The sequence below is a fragment of the Methylomagnum ishizawai genome, assembly GCF_900155475.1.
GTDB classification, from domain to species: domain Bacteria; phylum Pseudomonadota; class Gammaproteobacteria; order Methylococcales; family Methylococcaceae; genus Methylomagnum; species Methylomagnum ishizawai_A.
In genome coordinates, this window is record NZ_FXAM01000002.1 from 217,722 (window position 1) to 238,627 (window position 20,906).

Here is a 20,906-nt window from a genome sequence, read left to right on the forward strand (position 1 = left end):
GGGCTATAGCTCAGGGATGTTCTGCGGTCAGCAAGGACGCCAGCGCTTCCGGGGTGAGTTGGCTCAATTCGGCCAGGGCGTCGGCCAAGGCGTGATCCGGGTCGGTCGATACCGGGCCGGAACCCAGGTGGTCGATTTCCCGCGCGAGGTCAGTCAATTCCGAATGCTCGAAGATTTGGCGCACCGACAATTCCACGTCCAGCGTCTGCTTGATCTGGCCCGCCAGCCGCATCGCCAACAGCGAATGGCCGCCGAGGTCGAAGAAGCGGTCGGAGCGGCCGACCCGCCCGACGCCGAGCAGTTCTTGCCAGATTGCCGCCAGCCTGCGTTCGGTATCGGTGGCGGGGGGCAGGTATTCGCGCCCGGCCCATTCCGGGCCGGGGAGGGCCTTGCGGTCCAGCTTGCCGTTGGGGGTTTTGGGGAGGCGGTCCAGCACCAGGATGCGGGAGGGCAGCATGGCCTCGGGCAGTTGGCGGCGCAGCGCTGCGGCCAGCGTGTCGGCGTCGGTCCCGGCCGCCGCCGCGTAGGCGACGAGGCGCGGTCCGCCGGGAGCGTCGGCCAGCAGGACCACGGCCTCGGACACGCCGGGTTGCGCCAGCAGGCGGGCTTCGATCTCGCCCGGTTCGATGCGGACGCCGCGCAGCTTGACCTGGTGGTCCAGGCGGCCGAGGTATTCGATGGCCCCGTCGGCGCGGTGGCGGGCGCGGTCGCCGGTGCGGTAGAGGCGGGTGCCCGGCCCGGCGGGGTCGGGGACGAAGCGCTCCGCCGTGAGGCCGGGCCTGCCGTGGTAGCCGCGCGCCAGGCCGACCCCGCCGATGTAGAGTTCCCCGGCCACGCCCGGCGGCACCGGGTTGAGGTCGGGGTCGAGGATATGGAGGGCGAGGTTGGCGATGGGGTGGCCGATGGGCACGGACGGGCCGTCGGCGGGGCGGCAGGTCCAATGGGTCACGTCGATGGCGGCCTCGGTGGGGCCGTAGAGGTTGTGGAGGTCCACGCCGGGGAAGCGCTGGAAAGCGCGGTCCCGGAGTTCCGCCGGGAGGGCTTCGCCGCTGCACACGATGCGTTTGAGGGAGGGATAGGGGCGGTCGTCGGCGTGGGCGGCGAATTCGGCCAGCATGGACGGCACGAAATGCAGGGTGGTGACGCGGTGTTCGCGGATCAGCCCGGCCAGCCGGGCGGGGTCGCGGTGGGCGCCGGGCGGGGCGATGGCGAGCCTGGCCCCGGCCAGCAGCGGCCAGAAGAACTCCCAGACCGACACGTCGAAGCCGCAGGGGGTCTTGTGCAGCACGGTGTCGTCCGGCCCCAGGTGGTAGGCTGCCTGCATCCAGTCCAGCCGGTTGCGGAGGGCGGCGTGGGTGTTGCCCGCGCCCTTGGGCCGTCCGGTGGAGCCGGAGGTGTAGATGACGTAGGCCAATTGCTCGGGATGGACCGGCGCGTCCGGGGCGGTGTCCGGCTCGGCGGACAGGTCCGGCGCGTCCAGGTCCAGCACCCGTGGGGCGGGCGCGTCCCCCTGGCCGCTGCCGACGAAGGAAGCCACGGACGCCCCGCCCCCGGCCAGCACGATCCCCACGCCGGAATCGGCCAGCATGTAGGCCAGCCGTTCCGCCGGATAATCCAGGTCCAGCGGCACATAGGCCGCGCCCGCCTTGAGGACGGCGAGCAGGGCCACCACCAGTTCAGGGCGGCGCTCCAGCGCCACGCCGACCAGGGTGTCCGGCCCCGCGCCCAGCCGGATCAGCCGGTGGGCCAGCCGGTTGGCGCGGCGCTCCAGTTCGCCATAAGCCACCACCTCCGAACCCCACAGCAGGGCCGGGGCCTCGGGCCGGGCCTCGGCTTGGCGGCGGATGCGCTGGTGGATGGGCGCGGGGTCCGGGTAGTGCCGGGCCGTCGCGTTCCAGCCCGCCAGTTGCGCCCGCTCGGCCGCGCCCAGTAAGCAGAGCCCGCCCAAGGGCCGCTCAGGATGGGTGGCCAGTTCGACCAGCAGCCGCTCGAAATGCCGGGAAATGCGACCGACCCTGGCGGCGTCGAAACGCGCCGGATCGTATCCGAAGGCCAATCCCAGGTTGTCACCGAGCGTGATGTTGAGGGTCAAGGGGTAATGGGTGGTATCGATATGGAGGGGGACGCCGAAGCGCAAGCGCCCGCCGACCTCGCGCAAGGCTTGGTCCACGGGGTAGTTCTCGAATACCAGCAAGGTATCGAACAAGGCTTGCCCGGAACCGGGCCGCGCCCCCAAACCGTGCCAACGCTGGATTGCGTGCAGCGGCAAGTATTCATGTTCGCGCAGGGCCAGGTTGTCGGCTTGCAGCGCCCGCAGCCAAGCCCCCGCCGCCTGCCCGGAACGCGGGGTTTGCACCAAGGGCAGGGTATTGATGAACAAGCCCAGCATCCGCTCCGCGCCCGGCAGTTCGGCGGGACGGCCCGCCACGGTGACGCCGAAAGCCACCGTGGCCTGTCCGGTATAGCGCCATAGCAGCAACGCCCAAGCGGCCTGGACCAGGGTATTCAAAGTGACGCGCTGGCTTTCGCCACCACGGCGCACCGTGGCGGTGGTGGCGGAATCCAGCCCCAGGCGCAGGTGTTCCACTCCGGCGGCGGGCGCGACCGGCGCGGGCAAAGCCTCGGCCAGCTGGGTCGGTTCCTCCAAGCAGGCCAGCCGGTCGCGCCAGAACGGTTCGCCCGCCGCGCTGTCCTTTTGTTCCAGCCAAGCGATGTAGTCGCGGAATGGCGGCGCGGCGGAACGGCGGGCGGTGGGGTCGGCATAGCATCCGATCACCTCGCCCAGCAGCAGCGAAGTACTCCAACCATCCAAAAGCAAATGATGACTGGTCCAAATCAGGTGATGGCGGTCTTCGTCCACGCGGACCAGCACCAAGCGCAGCAAGGGCGGATTCGCCAAATCGAAGCCCCGAGCATGTTCGGCGGCGCGGAGTCCGGCGAGGCGTTCGGGCGTGGCTTCGCCGCGCCAATCGAGGATTTGGAGCGGCAGTTCCACTTGGACATGCACCGCTTGCAACGGCGTTTCCGCCCCGCGCCACAGGAAACCGCTACGCAGGATGGGATGGCGGCGCATGGCTTCCCGCCACGCCGCGGCGAAACGCTCCGGGCCCAGCCCTTCGATATCCACCGCCAGTTGGTTGACGTAGGTCTGTTGCTCCAGCGCGTACAGCGAATGGAACAGCAAACCCTGCTGCATCGGCGAGAGCGGATAAAGGTCTTCCAACCGGCCCGGCGCAATGGGTAGGGCGTCGAGCCGGTCCTGGTCCAGCCGGGCCAGCGGGAAATCGGAAGGTGTCGCGCCCCGGACGCCGCCCAGGCAATGTTCGATCAGGTCCAGCAATTCGCGCCGGTATTTTTCCACCAACACGGCGAGGGTCGTGGCCCGGTAGAGGGTGCGGTTATAGCGCCAACGCAGTTCCAACTCGCCGCCGTAAATCTGGCCGTTGATTTCCAGGAGGGACGGTAAGGGCGCGGCGGGGTCGTGGTCGTCGCCCGCGCTTTCCCGCGCCGGGAAGAACCAGCTTTCGTCCTCGCGCAATTGGCCGAAATAATTGAATGACACCAGGGGCCGTGGCCCGGCGTGGAGTTGATCCCGGATATCGGGCGCGGTCAGATATCTCAGGATGCCATAGCCCTGCCCGCCGCCGGGGACTTGGCGGAGTTGTTCCTTGATGGCGGGGATGGCGCGGGAAAGGTCGGCGGCGGGCCGCAGCCGCACCGGATAGGCGGCGGTATACCAACCCACGCTATGGCTCAGGTCCACATCCCCGGAACGATCCTCCCGGCCATGGCTTTCCAATTCCACCAACAACTCGGGCTGGCCGCTCCACTGGCATAGGGTCCGCGCCAGGGCGGTCAACAATAGGTCGTCGATGCGGGCGCGATAGGCTAGCGGGGCGGCTTGCATCAACCTCTGGGTGTCCTCGCGGCCCAGGCGCAAACGGTGGGTTTCGGCCTCGGCGAAACAGCCTCGCGGACCGGGATAATCCTGGGGCAGATACGGCGTCGGTCCGGCCCGTTGGGCTTCCCAATAGGGCAGTTCGGCCCGCAGGGCGGGACTCGCGGCCTCGTCGCGCAGGCGTTCGGCCCAGGTTTTGAAGGCGCAGGTGCGGGCGGGCAAGGGTTCGGTGGGCCGCTCGTAGGCGGCTTGCAGGTCCGCCAACAGGATGCGCCAGGAGACGCCGTCCACCACCAGATGATGCGCCACCAGCAAAAGCCGGTAACTGCCATCGGCCACGGCGATATGGACCGCCCGCAGCACGGGGCCGGTTTCGAGGTCCAGGCTGCGCTGGGCCGCCTGGGCGATGTGTTCGATCTCTTGGGCATCGGCGGCTTCCCGCAGCCATAGCAATTCCGACCGGGATGCCTCGGCATAGCGCTGAACCCATGCGCCGCCTTCCGCCCGGTAGCGCAGCCGCAGCGCGTCGTGATGCCCGACCAGGTGGCGCAAGGCGGCTTCCAGTGCGGACAGGTCCAAGGCCCGCCGGGTTTCCAGCAGCAGCGACAGGTTCCAGTGCTGGCGGTTCGGAATCGCCTCCTCGAAGAACGCCGCCTGGATCGGTGTCAAGGGCACCACGCCTTGGGCCGCGTTGGCGTTCGATCCGCCCATTGGGCGCGGGTCCAGCTTATCCGCATGGGCCGCGAGCGCCGCCACGGTCTGGTGCAGGAATACATCCTTGGGCGCGATGGCCCAACCCGCTTGCCGCGCCCGGCTGACCACCCGCAGCGATACGATGGAATCGCCGCCCAACTCGAAGAAATTGTCGTCCAACCCCACCCGTTCCAAGCCCAGCACCTCGCGCCAGATCGTGGCCAGGGCTTGCTCGGCTGCGGTGGCGGGGCTGCGGAATGCGGCGCCTTGGCCGGTCCATTCCGGGCTGGGCAGGGCTTTCCGGTCCAGCTTGCCGCTGGGCAAGCGCGGCAAACGGTCCAACCGCAGGATTTGCGCCGGGACCATGTATTCGGGCAGGCAGCCGCGTAGATGACCCTTGAGTTCATCCGCTCCGGTCCCGGCCACGACATAGGCCAGCAGGCGTTTGGCCGAGCCTTCGCCATGGACCCAAACCACGGCTTCCGTCACCGCCGGATGGGCCAGCAAGCCCGCCTCGATTTCGCCGAGTTCGATGCGGTAGCCCCGCAGCTTGACTTGGTGGTCGGTGCGGCCCAGATATTCCACCGAACCATCGGCCAGCAGGCGGGCGCGGTCGCCGGTGCGATAAAGACGTGCGCCCGCTGCCCCGAACGGATCCGGCAGGAAGCGCTCCGCCGTGAGTCCGGGCCGTCGCCAATAACCCCGCGCCAGCCCGGTGCCGCCGATATAGAGTTCGCCCGCCACGCCCACCGGCAAGAGGTTGAGGTCGGCGTCCAGCACATAGGCGCTACGCTCACCCACTGGGGTGCCGATGGGGGCATAGGCGGTCGGGCAGGGGGTTTCGGGTCCGGCGGTCCACACCAAGGGGGTGATGACGGTTTCGGTCGGGCCGTAGCCATTGACGATGGGCGCGGTGCCCACCGCCCGGCGGATCAGGTCCAGGGTTTCCCTGGGCACCGCCTCGCCCCCCACCGAACAGGCCCGCAGCGGCAGGGTTTTACCGCGTTCCACCGCCCAACGCGCCACTTCGGCCAGATAGGCGGGCGGCATCTCGAACCAAGTCACGCCTTGTTCCGCCAGGGTGGTGTACGCCTGTTCCGCGCTCCAGAGTTCCGGGCCGCGCACCACCAGGCAAGCGCCCGCGATCAGCGGCACAATCCATTGCTCCACCGCCGCGTCGAAGCCCAGGGTGGCGAAATGCAGGGCGCGGTCGTCCGGGGTCATGCCGTAGCGTTCGGCGATGGCTTGGCAATGCAACGACAAAGGACCGTGCGCCACCGCCACCGCCTTGGGCTGGCCGGTGGAGCCGGAGGTGTAGATGAGATAGGCCAGTTGTTCCGGGTGAATCCGTAGGGTGGGCGTGTACCCAGGCCCATCGTTCTCGGATGTCCCGGCGGGGATGGCACCCACCCTACCCGTCTCAAGCTCCAATACCACCACACCCGGCGGCAGCCTCAATCCCGGCCTTACAGCGGCATCGGCCACCAGCAAGCGCACGCCCGCGTCTTCCAGCAAGGTCCGCGAGCGTTCCGGCGGGGCTTCCGGGTCCAGCGGCAGATAGCCCGCGCCGGATTTGAGGATGCCCAGCAGGGCGACGACCATCTCCGCCGACCGCCGCACGGCCAGGGCTACCGCGATTTCCGGTCCCGCGCCCAGGCGGATCAGGGCTTGGGCTAGGCGGTCGGCGCGGGCGTCGAGTTCGCCGTAGCTCAGGCACAGGTCGCCATCGACCAAGGCCGGGGCGGCGGGCCGCGCTTCGGCTTGGCGGTGGATCAATTCATGCACCGGGGTCGGCGCGTGCTTGCGTTCCCAAGCGTTCCAGGCCCAAAGTTGCGCCGACTCGGTCGCAGTCAGCAGCGGCAGTTCCGCCAAGGGCTGGTCGGGCCGCGCCACCCAGGCCCGCAGCAGGTGGAGGAAATGTCCGCGCATCCGCTCGATGGTCGAAGCCTCGAACAGATCGGCGGCATAGGTGAACACCCCGCCGATATTCCCCGCCGCGTCCTCCTCGGTATCCAGGCTGAGATCGAATTGCGCCGCGCCGTGATCGAGTTCGACCGGCTCGACCCGCCAGCCGGTGCGCCGCCCCAAGGCGGCGAAATCGCGCCGCTGATGGTTGTACAACACCTGGAATAGGGGATTGCGCCCCAGGCTGCGCTCGGGTTGCAGGGCTTCCACCAAGCGCTCGAACGGCACATCGGCATGGCGCTGGGCGTCCAGGGTGGCGGCCTTGACCCGCGCCAACAGGGTACGGAATCCGCTGCGTCCATCGACCTCGGCGCGGAACACCAGGGTATTGACGCAATAGCCCATCACGGTTTCGGTTTCCGGCCTGCCACGGGTGGCGACGGCCACGCCCACCCGCAGCCCGGCCTGCCCGGTGTAGCGGTAGAGCAAAGCCTGGAACCCCGCCAACAGGGCCATGAACAAGGTTGCGCCTTCGCGCCGGGCCAGTTCCGCCAAACCCGCGCCCAAATCCTGTTCCAAGCGGAACGCCACCCGTCCGCCCCGGTCGCTGGGAATCGCCGGGCGGGGCCGGTCCAACGGCAGTTCGAGGGTCGGCTGTCCATCGTTCAACCGCGCTGTCCAATAGGTTAATTGCCGGTCCAGTTCGCCCGCGTCCAGCCAAGCGCTTTGCCAAGCGGCGTAATCGGCATAGCGGATCGGTGGTTCCGGCAGCCGGGCGGCGCGGTGTTCGCGGTCGGCGGCATAGAGTTCGGCGAATTCCTCCAACAGCCGGTTCAAGGAACCACCGTCGGCGATGAGATGGTGCAAGGTCAGCCAGAGTTCGTGGTCTTCATCGGCGTGGCGGACCAGGGCCACCCGCCACAACGGGCCGCGTTCCAGATCGAACGGCTGGCGGGCGTGGTCGGTTGGGGAAAGCTCCGTTGTGGAAAAATCCAGATAGCGGATATCCACCGGGCCGGGCGGATCGATGTGCTGGAACGGCTGGCCGTCCACGGCCTGGAAACGGGTCCGCAGCGCGGTATGGCGCAGTGCCAGCGCATCGAAAGCCCGGCCCACGGCGGCGGCATCCAACGGACCCCGCAGCCGCAAGCCCCCGGCGATGTGATAGGCGGCGCTGTCGGGGTCCAATTGGGCCAGGAACCACAGTCCTTGCTGGACCGGCGAAAGCGGTGCCGGATCGTCCCCGGCCAAACCCATGGGGATGGGCAACAGGGAAAAATCGATGCCCCGTTCCGCCAAGCGTTCCAGGAACACGCGGCGGCGTTCGGGCGGCAAGGCCACGAACCGCCGGACCAAGGCCGCGGCTTGCTCGGGATCGGTGACGGACGGGTATTCCGCCACCGCGGCCCGGCGGTGCGGGGCTTCGGCGCGTTGGGCGTGATTCATGGCAGGGTCTCCAATTCTTCCAACAGATCGTTCATGGCCGCGAGGCTGTCCGTGCCCAGGACCGACGGGCGGGCCGAATCCAAGCACTGGCCGAACCCCGCGAGGTCCGGGGTTTCAAATACGCTGGCCAAGGGCAGGGCGACACCCCACTCGGCGCGGACACGGGACAGCATCCGCACAGCCAACAGCGAATGGCCGCCGAGGTCGAAGAAGCGGTCGGAGCGGCCGACCCGCCCGACGCCGAGCAGTTCTTGCCAGATTGCCGCCAGCCTGCGTTCGGTATCGGTGGCGGGGGGCAGGTATTCGCGCCCGGCCCATTCCGGGCCGGGGAGGGCCTTGCGGTCCAGCTTGCCGTTGGGGGTTTTGGGGAGGCGGTCCAGCACCAGGATGCGGGAGGGCAGCATGGCCTCGGGCAGTTGGCGGCGCAGCGCTGCGGCCAGCGTGTCGGCGTCGGTCCCGGCCGCCGCCGCGTAGGCGACGAGGCGCGGTCCGCCGGGAGCGTCGGCCAGCAGGACCACGGCCTCGGACACGCCGGGTTGCGCCAGCAGGCGGGCTTCGATCTCGCCCGGTTCGATGCGGACGCCGCGCAGCTTGACCTGGTGGTCCAGGCGGCCGAGGTATTCGATGGCCCCGTCGGCGCGGTGGCGGGCGCGGTCGCCGGTGCGGTAGAGGCGGGTGCCCGGCCCGGCGGGGTCGGGGACGAAGCGCTCCGCCGTGAGGCCGGGCCTGCCGTGGTAGCCGCGCGCCAGGCCGGCCCCGCCGATGTAGAGTTCCCCGGCCACGCCCGGCGGCACCGGGTTGAGGTCGGGGTCGAGGATATGGAGGGCGAGGTTGGCGATGGGGTGGCCGATGGGCACGGACGGGCCGTCGGCGGGGCGGCAGGTCCAATGGGTCACGTCGATGGCGGCCTCGGTGGGGCCGTAGAGGTTGTGGAGGTCCACGCCGGGGAAGCGCTGGAAAGCGCGGTCCCGGAGTTCCGCCGGGAGGGCTTCGCCGCTGCACACGATGCGTTTGAGGGAGGGATAGGGGCGGTCGTCGGCGTGGGCGGCGAATTCGGCCAGCATGGACGGCACGAAATGCAGGGTGGTGACGCGGTGTTCGCGGATCAGCCCGGCCAGCCGGGCGGGGTCGCGGTGGGCGCCGGGCGGGGCGATGGCGAGCCTGGCCCCGGCCAGCAGCGGCCAGAAGAACTCCCAGACCGACACGTCGAAGCCGCAGGGGGTCTTGTGCAGCACGGTGTCGTCCGGCCCCAGGTGGTAGGCTGCCTGCATCCAGTCCAGCCGGTTGCGGAGGGCGGCGTGGGTGTTGCCCGCGCCCTTGGGCCGTCCGGTGGAGCCGGAGGTGTAGATGACGTAGGCCAATTGCTCGGGATGGACCGGCGCGTCCGGGGCGGTGTCCGGCTCGGCGGACAGGTCCGGCGCGTCCAGGTCCAGCACCCGTGGGGCGGGCGCGTCCCCCTGGCCGCTGCCGACGAAGGAAGCCACGGACGCCCCGCCCCCGGCCAGCACGATCCCCACGCCGGAATCGGCCAGCATGTAGGCCAGCCGTTCCGCCGGATAATCCAGGTCCAGCGGCACATAGGCCGCGCCCGCCTTGAGGACGGCGAGCAGGGCCACCACCAGTTCAGGGCGGCGCTCCAGCGCCACGCCGACCAGGGTGTCCGGCCCCGCGCCCAGCCGGATCAGCCGGTGGGCCAGCCGGTTGGCGCGGCGCTCCAGTTCGCCATAAGCCACCACCTCCGAACCCCACAGCAGGGCCGGGGCCTCGGGCCGGGCCTCGGCTTGGCGGCGGATGCGCTGGTGGATGGGCGCGGGGTCCGGGTAGTGCCGGGCCGTCGCGTTCCAGCCCGCCAGTTGCGCCCGCTCGGCCGCGCCCAGTAAGCAGAGCCCGCCCAAGGGCCGTTCTGGATGGGTGGTCCATTCCGCCAACAAGCGCAGGAAATGGTCGGCTAGCCGGGCGATGGTGCCCGGTTCGAACACTTCGGCGGCATAGGCGAACACGCCGGATATCGTGCCGGCGGCGTCCTCCTCGGTGGCGAGGCTCAAGCCGAACTGGGCGGCGAACGCCTCAAGTTCGATGCGTTCGGCGCGGAGTCCTGGCAGCCGGTCCAGGGCGGAAAAATCCCGCTTCTGGTGGTTGTACATTACCTGGAACAGCGGCGCTTGATGCAGGCCGCGTTCCGGCTTGAGCGCCTCGACCAGCCGCTCGAAGGGTAGGCCGGAATGCTCTTGCGCTTCGAGGACGGTGGCCTTGACCTTGGCCAGCAAATCCGGGAAGCCGTCCCGCCCATCCACTTCGGCGCATAACACCAGGGTATTGACGAAGCAGCCGACCACGGTTTCGGTTTCCAGCCGGTCGCGCTGGGCGACGGGTGCGCCCACCCGGAACGTCCGCTGCCCCGTGTGGCGGTAAAGCACAGCCTGGAACGCCGCCAGCAGCGCCATGAACGGGGTCGCGCCCTCGCGCCGGGCCAGGCTTTTCAGATTCCCGGCCAGTTCCGGCGGCAACTGGAACCCATGCTTGGCTCCGCGCCGTCCGGTGGTGGCGGAACGGGGATGGCTGCCGGGCAGTTCCAAAACCGGATGTTCATCCCCCAGTCGCCCGGTCCAATAGGCCAATTGCCGTTCGCCCTCGCTACCCGCCAGCCAGGTGCGTTGCTCTTGGGCGTACTCGGTATAGCGCAGCGCGGGCGGCGGCAAGTGGGCCATGCCATCCGCGAGGGCGGCGGCATAGCTCGCGGCCAGTTCTTCCAGGAGTTTATTCAGCGACCAGCCGTCGGCGATGAGGTGATGCAGGACTAACCATAACTCATGGCTATCCGCGCCGGTCCTGACCAGGGCCACACGCCAGGGCGGGGCTGATTCGAGATCGAAAGCCGGGGCCAGAAAGCCCGCGACCTGGGGTCGGGAGTCGGTTCCAGCGCACAGGTCGAAATCCCGCCAAGCCACGGGCCAAGCCGGATGGACCCGCAGGAAGGGCCGACCGTCCTCGGCGTGGAACGTGGTCCTCAGCATCTCGTGGCGCCCGGCCAGCGCCTCGAAACTCCGGCGCAAAGCTGTTCCGTCTAACGGCCCGGATAAGCGCAAGCCCCCCGCGATGTGGTAGGCCGTGCTATCCGGTTCCAACTGGGCCAGGAACCACAGGCGCTCCTGGCTGTAGGAAAGGCTGGACTCTTGAGGCGGTAGGCTTGGGAGGGAATCCGCTTCCGTCTTGGATGCCTCCGGTCTCACGGCTCCGGTCTCCGGCCCCAAGTCTTCCAAGCTCGCGGCCAAATCGGCCAGCACCGGATGGTCGAACACCTGCCGGGGTGTCAGTTTCAAGCCCTGCTTGCGGGCGCGGGCGATGACTTGCAGGCTGAGGATGGAATCCCCGCCCAGGTCGAAGAAGTTGTCGGTGACGCCGACCCGTTCCACCTTCAGCACCGTTTGCCAGAGGGCGGCGAGGCGGCGTTCGGTCTCGGTGCGGGGCGGGCGGTGGGCGTGGTGCGGGGCTTCCGGGCTGGGAAGCCGCTTGCGGTCGAGTTTGCCGTTGGCGGTGCGGGGAATTTCCGCCAGAGGGATGAGCAAGGACGGCACCAAATAATCGGGCAGGCTCCGCGCCAAGGCCGCCAACAGATGCGGACCCTCGATGCCGCCGCCCGCTGCCGCCACCACATAGCCCAGCAGCCGCGCCCGTCCGGGATCGGACTCCGGCAGGTCGGCGACCACCACAGCATCGCGCACGCCGTCCAGCGCCCGCAAGGCGCGGGCGGCTTCCTCCGGCTCCACCCGGTAGCCGCGTATCTTCACTTGGGCATCGGCGCGGCCCAGGAATTCGACCGCGCCATTCCTGAGCCGGGCGCGGTCGCCGGTGCGGTACAGGCGTTCTCCCGCGGCATGCGGCACGAAGCGCTCGGCAGTCGCGGCGGGCGATCCGAGATAACCCCGCGCCACGCCGGGACCGCCGATGTAAAGCTCGCCCGGCACGCCTTCCGGCAGCGGGTTCAAATCGCGGTCCAGGATATGGACCTGGACGCCCGGCAGGGGGTGGCCTATCGGCAGGGTGGCAGCGACGAGCGCCCCGGACCCCGGTTCATAGGTCAGTGCCCCGACCGTGGTTTCGGTGGGACCGTAATGGTTGACGATACGGCAACCCGGCTTCAGCCGCCGCACGGTCTCGACCAGTTCAGCGGGGCAGGCTTCGCCGCCCAGGATCAACAGCCGTTCCGGCAGGGCGTCGGCGGGCCGGGCCGCTTGCAACAGGCCGCGCAGCAGGCCGGGCACGATCTTGAGCGCCGCCACCCGTTCCCCGGCCATGGCCTCAGCGAAACGGTCGGGATCGGCAACGCAATCCGGCGGCACGCAATATAAGGTCCGCCCGGCACACAAGGCACCGAACAGCACGGTATGGCCCAAATCGGCGGCGGGGGTGGACACCATCGCCAGCGGGCCTTCCGGCCAAGGTTGGAGCCGGTGCAGGACGCCTTGCACGTAATGGTTCAAAGCAGCGTGGCTGACCAACACGCCCTTGGGCGTGCCGGTGGAGCCGGAGGTGTAGATGAGATAGGCCGCCTGTCCGGGCTGGATTGGGGTGGCCAGTGGCGCGGGGCTGAGTTCGGCCAATCCGGGCGCTTCCGGGTCCAGGCATTCAAGGCCAAATTCATTCAGCCATGCGGGTTGCGCCCGGCCCAGCACGATAGTAGCTCCGGCAGCGGCCAACAGGGTTTGGAGCCGCGCTTCCGGCAAGCCGGTATCCAGGGGCAGGTAAACCCCGCCCGCTTTGAGGATACCCAGCAGGGCCACGGCCAGTTCCACCGAGCGTTCCAGGTAGACGCCGACACAGGTTTCGGGCCGCACGCCCCGCGCCAACAAGGCGCGGGCCAGCCGGTTGGAAGCGGCGTCCAATTCGGCGCGGGATAAGCCGCGGCGTCCATCGCGCACCGCCAGCGCGGCGGGATCGAGCGCGGCATGGTACCGCCACGCCGCCAGTACATCGGGAGGGGTTGGGGTCCAAGCTTCGCTCCGCAGCAGGGCTGTCTCGCCGGGTGGGGCGAGGCGGATATTGCCCAGGCGGCGTTCCGGCACCGCGGTCAATTGTTCCAGCAGGCATCGCAAGCGTCCGGCCAGCACCGCCATCGCCCCCGGCTGGAACCGCTGGCGCTGGCCGGAATAGGTCAGGTCCAAGGTTTCGCCCCAATGGGCGATCAAGCTCAGGGGATAGTTGTTGCGGCCCCGGCCATGGTCCAAACAGCCTGCCGGCGCATGGCGGTCCAGCAGGTCGATCCGCAAGGAGCCGTCCTGGCGCTGTAAAGCCGCGTCCAGGGGATAGTTCTCGAATACCAGGATGCTCTCGAACAGGGCCGCGCCTTCGCCGATGGCGCTGGCCTTTTGAATATCGGCCAAGGGCGTGGCTTCATGGCGGTGCAGTTCCGCGACCTGGGCTTGCAGGTCGCGCAGCCAGTCGCCGACGCTCCGGGCCGGATCGAACCGCACCCGCAGCGGCAAGGTGTTGATGAACAAGCCCACCCGCTCTTCCATCGCCGACACCTCGGCGGAACGCCCGGACACGGTGAGGCCGAACACCACCTCGCCGCTGTCGGCATGGCGGCCCAACAGCAAGGCGTGGGCGGCTTGCAACAAAGTGCCGGGCGTGACGCCCAAGCCATGGGCGGCGGTACGCAAACGGGCGGTGGCCTCGGCATCCAGCCGGGAAGCGTGTTCTTCGTAACCCGTGGCCTCCGAACCCGGCGCGGCGGGCAAGGGCAGGGGCGTGGCTTGGTCCCAATCCGCCAGTTGTCCGCGCCAATCATCCAGGGCGGCGGGCCGGTTCCGCAGCCACAGGACGTAATCGGCGCAATCCGGGGCCGGTCGCTCGAACACCGGCCCATGGCGGTAGGCCCGCATAAAATCGCGCAATACCAGCCCCAAGCTCCAACCGTCCATGGCGATATGGTGATGGCTCCACAGCAACCAATGGCGCTGGTCCGCCACCCGCAACAAGTGCAGGCCGAAACCGCGTTCCCCGGCGAAATCGAACCCCCGCGCCCGTTCCGCTTCGATCAATCCGGCCAGCCGGTGCCATTGCTCCGGTTCCGGCAGGCCGCGCCAATCCTGCGCCGCCAGGGCCAGTTCCCGCTGCTTGCTGACTATCGACACCGGGCTGTCGTCCCAGCGGTAGGCCGAGCGCAAGGCCGGATGGCGGGCGACCACGGCCCGCCACGCGGCGGCGAAGGCGTCGGGCTCCAACTCGCCTTCCAACAGGAACGCCCGCTGATAGAAATAAGGATCGTCCCGGCCCAGTTGCAGGGTGTGAAACAGGATGCCTTGCTGGATCGGCGACAGCGGATAGATATCCTCGATCCTGCCGGGCTGCGGCAGGGCGTCGAGTTGATCCTGGGTCAAACCGGACAGCGGGAAATCCGCGGGCGTGACGCCGTGGACGCCGCTGGCGCAATGCTCCAGCACGGCCCGCAGCGCGTCCCGGAATCCGTCCATCAAGGCGCGGATCGTGGCTTCCCGGTAGCGTTCCCGGCTGTAGCGCCATTCCAGGCGCAGGCTTCCGGCGTAGACCTGGGCGTTGATTTCCAATTCGTTGGCTAGCGGGGCATCGGGGTCGCGTTCCAGTCCGATGCCCTCCGGCGCGGGCCGGAACAGCGCTGTGTGCGGATCGAAACTGGTGTCGAACCGGCCCAGATAATTGAAGGTGACGGCGGGCCGGGGCAAGGCCGCGATCCGGGCGCGGAGGTCGTCCGGGGCTAGCTGTCTCAGCAGGCCATAGCCGACGCCCTGATGCGGCACCTGGCGCAAATGCTCCTTGACGGATCGGATCGACCCGCCCAGGTCGGCGCCGCCGTCCAGCCGCACCGGGTAGACGCTGGTGAACCAACCCACGGTCTGGCCGGGGTCGAGTTCCGGGAACAGGTCCACGCGGCCATGGCCTTCCAATTCCAGCAAGGTTTCGGTCGGCCCGGCCTGGTGGCACAACGCCCGCGCCAGGGCCGCGATCAGCAATTCGTGGGCATGGGTGCGGTAGGCGTGATTGGCCCCGTGCAACAAGGCGTCGGTCGTGGCGGGGTCCAGCCGTAGTCCCAAGCTGGCGCGGTGGCGGGCCAAGCCTGGACCCGTGGGGTGATCGGGCACGAACGAGGGTGGAATATCGCGCAGTTCATTTTCCCAATAGCCGATTTCGGCGCGGAGTTCGGCGCTATGGGCATAAGCGGCCAAGCGCTGGGCCCAGGCTTGGAAGGTGGGCGCGGGATTCGGGAAGGATAGCGGCGGATGCCCGGTTTCCAGCCGGGCGTATTCGGTTTGCAGGCTTTCCAGCAGGATGCGCCAGGACACCGCGTCCACCACCAGATGATGGGCGACCAGTAGCAGCCGTTCCGCGCCATCGGCCAGCCGGAAATACACCGCCCGCAGCAACGGCCCGCGTTCCAAATCCAGGCGGGTCTGGGCTTCCTGGGCGATGCGTTCGATATCCTGGGCATCGGCGGCGGCGCGGACCCAAAGCAGTTCCGTGGCTTCCGGCTCGGCGTAAAACTGAACGGGCCGGTATGGTCCGTCCGCTTCCTCCAGGCCCGCATAGCGCAGCCGCAAGCTGTCGTGCCGGGCGGGAAGGCTGTCGATAGCCTCCCGCAGATGCTCAAGATTCAGGGGCCGCCGGATTTCCAGCAGCACGGCTTGGTTCCAGTGGTGGCGGTTCGGAATGGCGAGGGCGAAGAATTCGGCCTGGATCGGGGTGAGCGGCACTTCGCCCGTGGCGGGAGCGGATTCGGACGGCGGCGCGGCGGCGGTCGCATCGGCCACCCGCGCCAAGGCTGCAATCGTCTGGCAGCGCAGCAAATCCTTGGGCGCGAACCGCAAACCGGCTTGCCGCGCCCGCCCCGCCACCTGCATCGACAGGATGGAATCCCCGCCCAGCTCGAAGAAATTATCGGCGATGCCGACCCGTTCCAGCCCCAACAGGTCTTGCCAGATCGCGGCCAACCGCCGTTCGGTTGCAGTGCGCGGGGCGATGTAGCCCGTCTCCCCGGCGTATTCCGGTAGCGGCAGGGCGGCGCGGTCCACTTTGCCGTGGCGGGTGCGTGGCAGCGCGTCCAGCCGCACGATGCGGGCCGGGACCAGATATTCCGGCAAACGCCCGGCCAGTGCGGTCTTGAGCCGGTCGGGTTCCACCGCCGCGTCCGCCGCCACATAGGCCGCGAGATAGCGCTGGCCCCGCTCCTCCCGCAACATCACCACGGTTTCGCGGATACCGGGCAAGGCCGCGAGCGCCGCTTCGATCTCGCCCGGTTCGATGCGGTAGCCCCGCAGCTTGATCTGTTGATCGACACGGCCCAGGAATTCCACCGTGCCATCGGGCAGGCGGCGCACCCGGTCGCCGGTCCGGTACAAACGCCCGCCCGCCGCGCCGAAAGGGTCGGGGATGAAGCGTTCGGCGCTGGCACCGGGCCGGTGTAGATACCCCCGCGCCAAGCACGGCCCGCCGATATATAACTCGCCCGCCACGCCCACCGGAACCGGGTTGAGGTCGGCGTCCAGCACATAGGCGGTGCGCTCGCCGAAAATCTGGCCGATGGGCGCATAGGCCGTCGTGCAAGGCGTGCCCGGACCCGCCACCCAGGCCAGCGGGGTAACGACGGTTTCGGTGGGTCCGTAGCCGTTGATGAGACGCTCGGGACGTAGAACCCGGCGGATTCTGTCCACGCTGTCCTGGGGCACGGCCTCGCCGCCCACGGTGCAGATGCGCAAGGACAGGCGTCGGCCTTGGGCTTCCAGGCTGTCGGCCAAGTGCAGCAGATGCGGGGTCGGCGGATAGATCACGGTGACGCCATGCCGCGCGATGGCGGCGGCGGTATCCGCGCCGGTCCAACCGGGCTGGCCCAGGACCAGCCCCGCGCCATGGGTCAGCGGCGCGGCCCATTGCTCCATCGCCGCATCGAAACCGAAGGCGGCGAAATGCAGGGCCACATCCTCGCCGCCATAGCCGTACAAGGCTCCCGCCGCCTGGATATGCCGGGCGAACGCGCCATGGGAAACCGCCACGCCCTTGGGCTGGCCGGTGGAGCCGGAGGTATGGATGAGATAGGCCAGTTGTTCGGGATGGATGGATATCCGTGGCGCGGTGTCCGGTGCGTCCGAATCCTCCGCGTCCAACCGTAGGCTGGGCTTGTCCCCAAATCCGGCCTCGCCTTCTGGCCCTTCGCCGATCACCAGGACGCCGACGCCGGCCTCCCGGATCAATTGGGAACGCCGTTCGGCAGGCGCGTCCGGGTCCAACGGTAGGAAGGCCGCGCCGGATTTGAGCGTACCCAGCATCGCGACCAGCATCTCCGCCGAGCGCGGCAGCAACAGCCCGACGATGCGCTCCGGCCCCGCGCCCAGCCGGATCAGCCGGTGCGCCAGCCGGTTGGCGCGGGCTTCCAATTCGCCATAGCCCAAGCGCCGTGCCCTATCCACCACGGCCAGGGCGGTGGGCCGGGCTTCGGCTTGTCGCCGGAATAACTCGTGTACCGGCACGGGTGCCCAGCGCTTTTCCCAGGCGTTCCAGGCCGCGAACTGGGTTTGTTCCGCCGCGCTCAATAAGGGCACAGCGCTCAGTGGCCGGGCGGGCTGTTCGGCCCATTGCCGCAGCAAGCCCAGGAAATGGCCGCACAGGCGCTCGACCGTGGCCCGCTCGAACAGGTCGGCGGCATAGGTGAACACGCCGCCGAGATTCCCCGCCGCGTCTTCTTCGGTATCGAGGGCGAGGTCGAACTGGGCCGCGCCGCTGTCCCAATCGAGCCGCTCGACCCGCCAGCCGGTCCCGTTTTCCAAGGGCGAAAAATCCAGCCGCTGATGGTTGTAGGCGACTGGGCACAGGGGATTGCGCTGAGGGCCGCGCTCGGGCCGCAGGGCGTCCACCAAGCGCCCGAACGGGAGGTCGGCGTGGTTTTGGGCACCCAGGGCGGCGGCCTTGGTCCGGGCCAGCAGGCCATGGAAATCGATTCCGCCGTCCACCTCGACCCGCAATACCAGTAGGTTCACCCAATAGCCGACCAGGTTTTGGGTTTCGGCCCGGTCGCGCTGGGCGTGGGGCACGCCTATCCAAAGGTCGCGCTGTCCGGTGTAGCGGTACAACAGCGCTTGGAACCCGGCCAGCAGGGCTATGAACCGGGTTGCGCCGGCTGCCTGCGCCAAACGGGTAAGCCGCCCGCCCAAATCGCGCTCGATCTGGAATACCACCCGTCCGCCGCGCGGGCTGGGCATGGCGGGACGGGGCCGGTCGGTGGGCAGTTCCAGCATCGGCGGTTCGCCGTCCAAGCGTCCGGTCCAATAAGCGAGTTGCCCGTCCCACGCGCCCGCATCCAGCCGGGACCATTGCCAAGCGGCGAAATCGGCGTGGCGGATCGGCAGTTCCGGCAGGCGGGGCGCGCGTCCTGCGCGGGCGGCGGCGTAGCACTCGGCCAGTTCCGCCAACAACCGCTCCACCGAACGGCCATCGGCGATCAAATGATGCAAGCCCAACCACAGTTCATGGATATTCTCCGCCACCCGGACCAGGACGGCGCGACACAAGGGGCCGCGCTCCAAATCGAAGGGACGGCCGATGGCGGCGCAGGCGGCGGCGGAATCCGGGGCCAGCGACCACGCCACCCGCCCCGCTGGATCGATACGCTGGCAAGGGCGTTCCTCGCCAGCATTGAAACAGGTCCGCAGGCTGGCATGGCGGAGCGCCAAGTGATCGAAGGCGCGGCGCAAAGCGTCCGGGTCCAGGGGGCCGGACAGGCGCAGGCCGCCGCCGATGTGGTAGGCCGTGCTGTCGGCGTCCTGGCGGGCCAAGAACCATAGGGCTTCCTGGCCGGGGGAGAGCGGTAGCCGGTCGTCGTCGGAAAGCCGGGGAATCGGCGCGATCCGGCCCGCTCCGGCTTGGGTGAACCGCTCTTCGACCCGCGCGGCGAATTCGCCCAGGGTGGACGCCTCGAACAGCAGCCCCGGTTCCAGGTCGATCCCCCATTCTTCCCGCAACCGGGCCAGCAGCCGCGCCGCGTCGATGGAATTGCCGCCCAGCACGAAGAAGCTTTGGGTCGGCCCGATTTCGGCAAGCCCCAGGATTTCGCGCCAAGCCGCGGCGATTTTAGGCAGGAGCCCCGAGGCTTGGGCCTGAAGGGGGAGGCCTGGGGCTGCGGGCTTGAGTTCTCTCCAGCCCTCAGACCCTGGTCTCAAGCCGCCCACAGCGTAGCTGTCCAGGCTCCCATCGCGCCAACCGGATCGGCAGGCGGCGCGTTGCAGTTTGCCGCTGCTGGTCTTGGGCAGGGCGCCGGGTTGGAGCAACAGGATAACGCAGGCCGGTTCCTGGAAGGTTTCCGCCACCGCTGTCCCGATGGCCTGGAACAAGGTTGCCGGCGGCACTAATTTTTGGATATTACGGCTGACTTCGGCGGCGATGCCGATGGCTTCCCGCCCTTCGATGTCCACGGCGAAGGCGGCGACCCGGCCCTTGCGGATCAATTCCACCTGCTCCTCGACCGCTTGTTCGATATCTTGCGGATAGAGGTTTTGGCCCCGGATCAGGATCACGTCCTTGAGTCTGCCGGTGACGAACACATGCCCGTCGGCGTCGAGGCAGCCCAAATCCCCGGTACGCAGCCAGGATTTGCCCGCGTGGACCGGGAAGGTGGCCGCTGTCGCTTCGGGGTTGCACCAATAGCCCTGCGCCACGCTGGGACCGGACAGCCAGATTTCGCCGATGGACCCTTGCGCTACGGGCTCGCCGCTGGCGGGATCGAATAGCCGAAGTTCATGGCCGTCCTGGACCCAGCCGCAATCCACCAATTCGACGCCGTCCGCCAGCGGTGCGGCGCGGTGCCCGGCCAGCGCGGCGGGATCGAAGCCACGGGACGCGACCCCGCCACCGGCTTGCCCCCCCGTGACCAGCAAGGTGGATTCGGCCAGGCCGTAACAAGGATACAGCGCCTGGGGCTTCAGGCCGCAAGCGCCGAACTGGGCGGCGAAGGCGTCCAGGGTGGCGCGGCGCACCGGCTCGGCCCCGCAGAACGCCAAGCGCCAGCTTTCGAGGTTCAGTCCGGCGGTTTGGGCTGCCGACACTCGTTCGACGCAGAGTTGGAAGGCGAAATTGGGGCCGCCGCTCACGGTGCCGCCGAAGCGCGAGACCGCTTCCAGCCAGCGCACCGGGCGTTCCAGGAACTGCCGGGGCGTCATCAAGGCCACGGCGATGCCGCTGTAGAGCGGTTGCAGCAGCCCGCCCACCAAGCCCATGTCGTGGTAGAGCGGCAACCAACTGACGAAAGTATCCGTGCCGCCGATGGCGAAACGGCGCTGGATGGCTTGTTCATTCGCCATCAGGTTGGCGTGGGCCACCATCACGCCCTTGGGCGTGGCGGTGGAGCCGGAGGTGTATTGCAGGAAGGCGATGGTTTCCGGGCGCGGGGCGAAGTCCCGCCAAGCCTCGGCCAGTTCGTCGGCGATGGCGTCCACCGCGATGAATTCCGGCGCGGCCCCGGCGGCGGCATCGGCCAGGGCCGGGCGCAGGGTATCCAGCAGCGCCGTGGCGGTCAGGACCACGCGAGGCCGGGCGTCGGCGAGGATGGCCGCGAGGCGCCGCACCGGCTGGGGCCGCAGGGATTCGGGCGGGTAGGCCGGAACCGCGATCACCCCGGCATACAGGCAGCCCAAAAACGCCTCGACATACCCCGCCCCGCTGGGCAATAGGATCACGGCCCGCTCGCCCGGCGCAGCGATGGCTTGCAGCCGTGCCGCCACGGCCCTGGCCCGCAGGTCCAGGTCGGCGTAGCGGTGTTGGAGGGCGGCTCCGTCCCCATCCAGGCAATAGAGGGCGGTCCGCTCGGGGTGGGACTCGGCCCGCCAGCGCAGCAGTTCGACGAAGTGGTTGGCGTGGGAAGGAGGGTTCATCGCATATCTCTCTTGACGGAGGGTCGGGGCGGGAGGCTCGGGGCTTGAGGAAAAAGGGTTTTTTCCTCCGGCCT

General features: G+C 69.0%; 2 protein-coding genes. Both read right to left on the reverse strand.

Annotated elements, in window-relative coordinates; translation table 11 throughout:
* Window positions 1-10: 10 nt before the first annotated feature.
* Entirely contained in the window at window positions 11-7,942 is a 7,932-nt protein-coding gene (locus B9N93_RS21620) for a non-ribosomal peptide synthetase (RefSeq protein ID WP_085216499.1), read from the reverse strand.
* Window positions 7,939-20,832 carry a non-ribosomal peptide synthetase gene (locus B9N93_RS21625; protein WP_085216500.1) on the reverse strand — a complete coding sequence of 4,298 codons (12,894 nt, stop codon included), beginning with the start codon at window positions 20,830-20,832 and terminating at the stop codon, window positions 7,939-7,941. Before B9N93_RS21625 ends, B9N93_RS21620 begins: the two co-directional genes overlap by 4 nt.
* Between the last annotated feature and the right edge of the window lie 74 nt (window positions 20,833-20,906).

Coding starts and splice junctions, on each gene's coding strand:
- B9N93_RS21620 (WP_085216499.1), bottom strand. CDS start 7,942: ATGAATCACGCCCAACGCGCCGAAGCCCCGCACCGCCGGGCCGCGGTG.
- B9N93_RS21625 (WP_085216500.1), bottom strand. CDS start 20,832: ATGAACCCTCCTTCCCACGCCAACCACTTCGTCGAACTGCTGCGCTGG.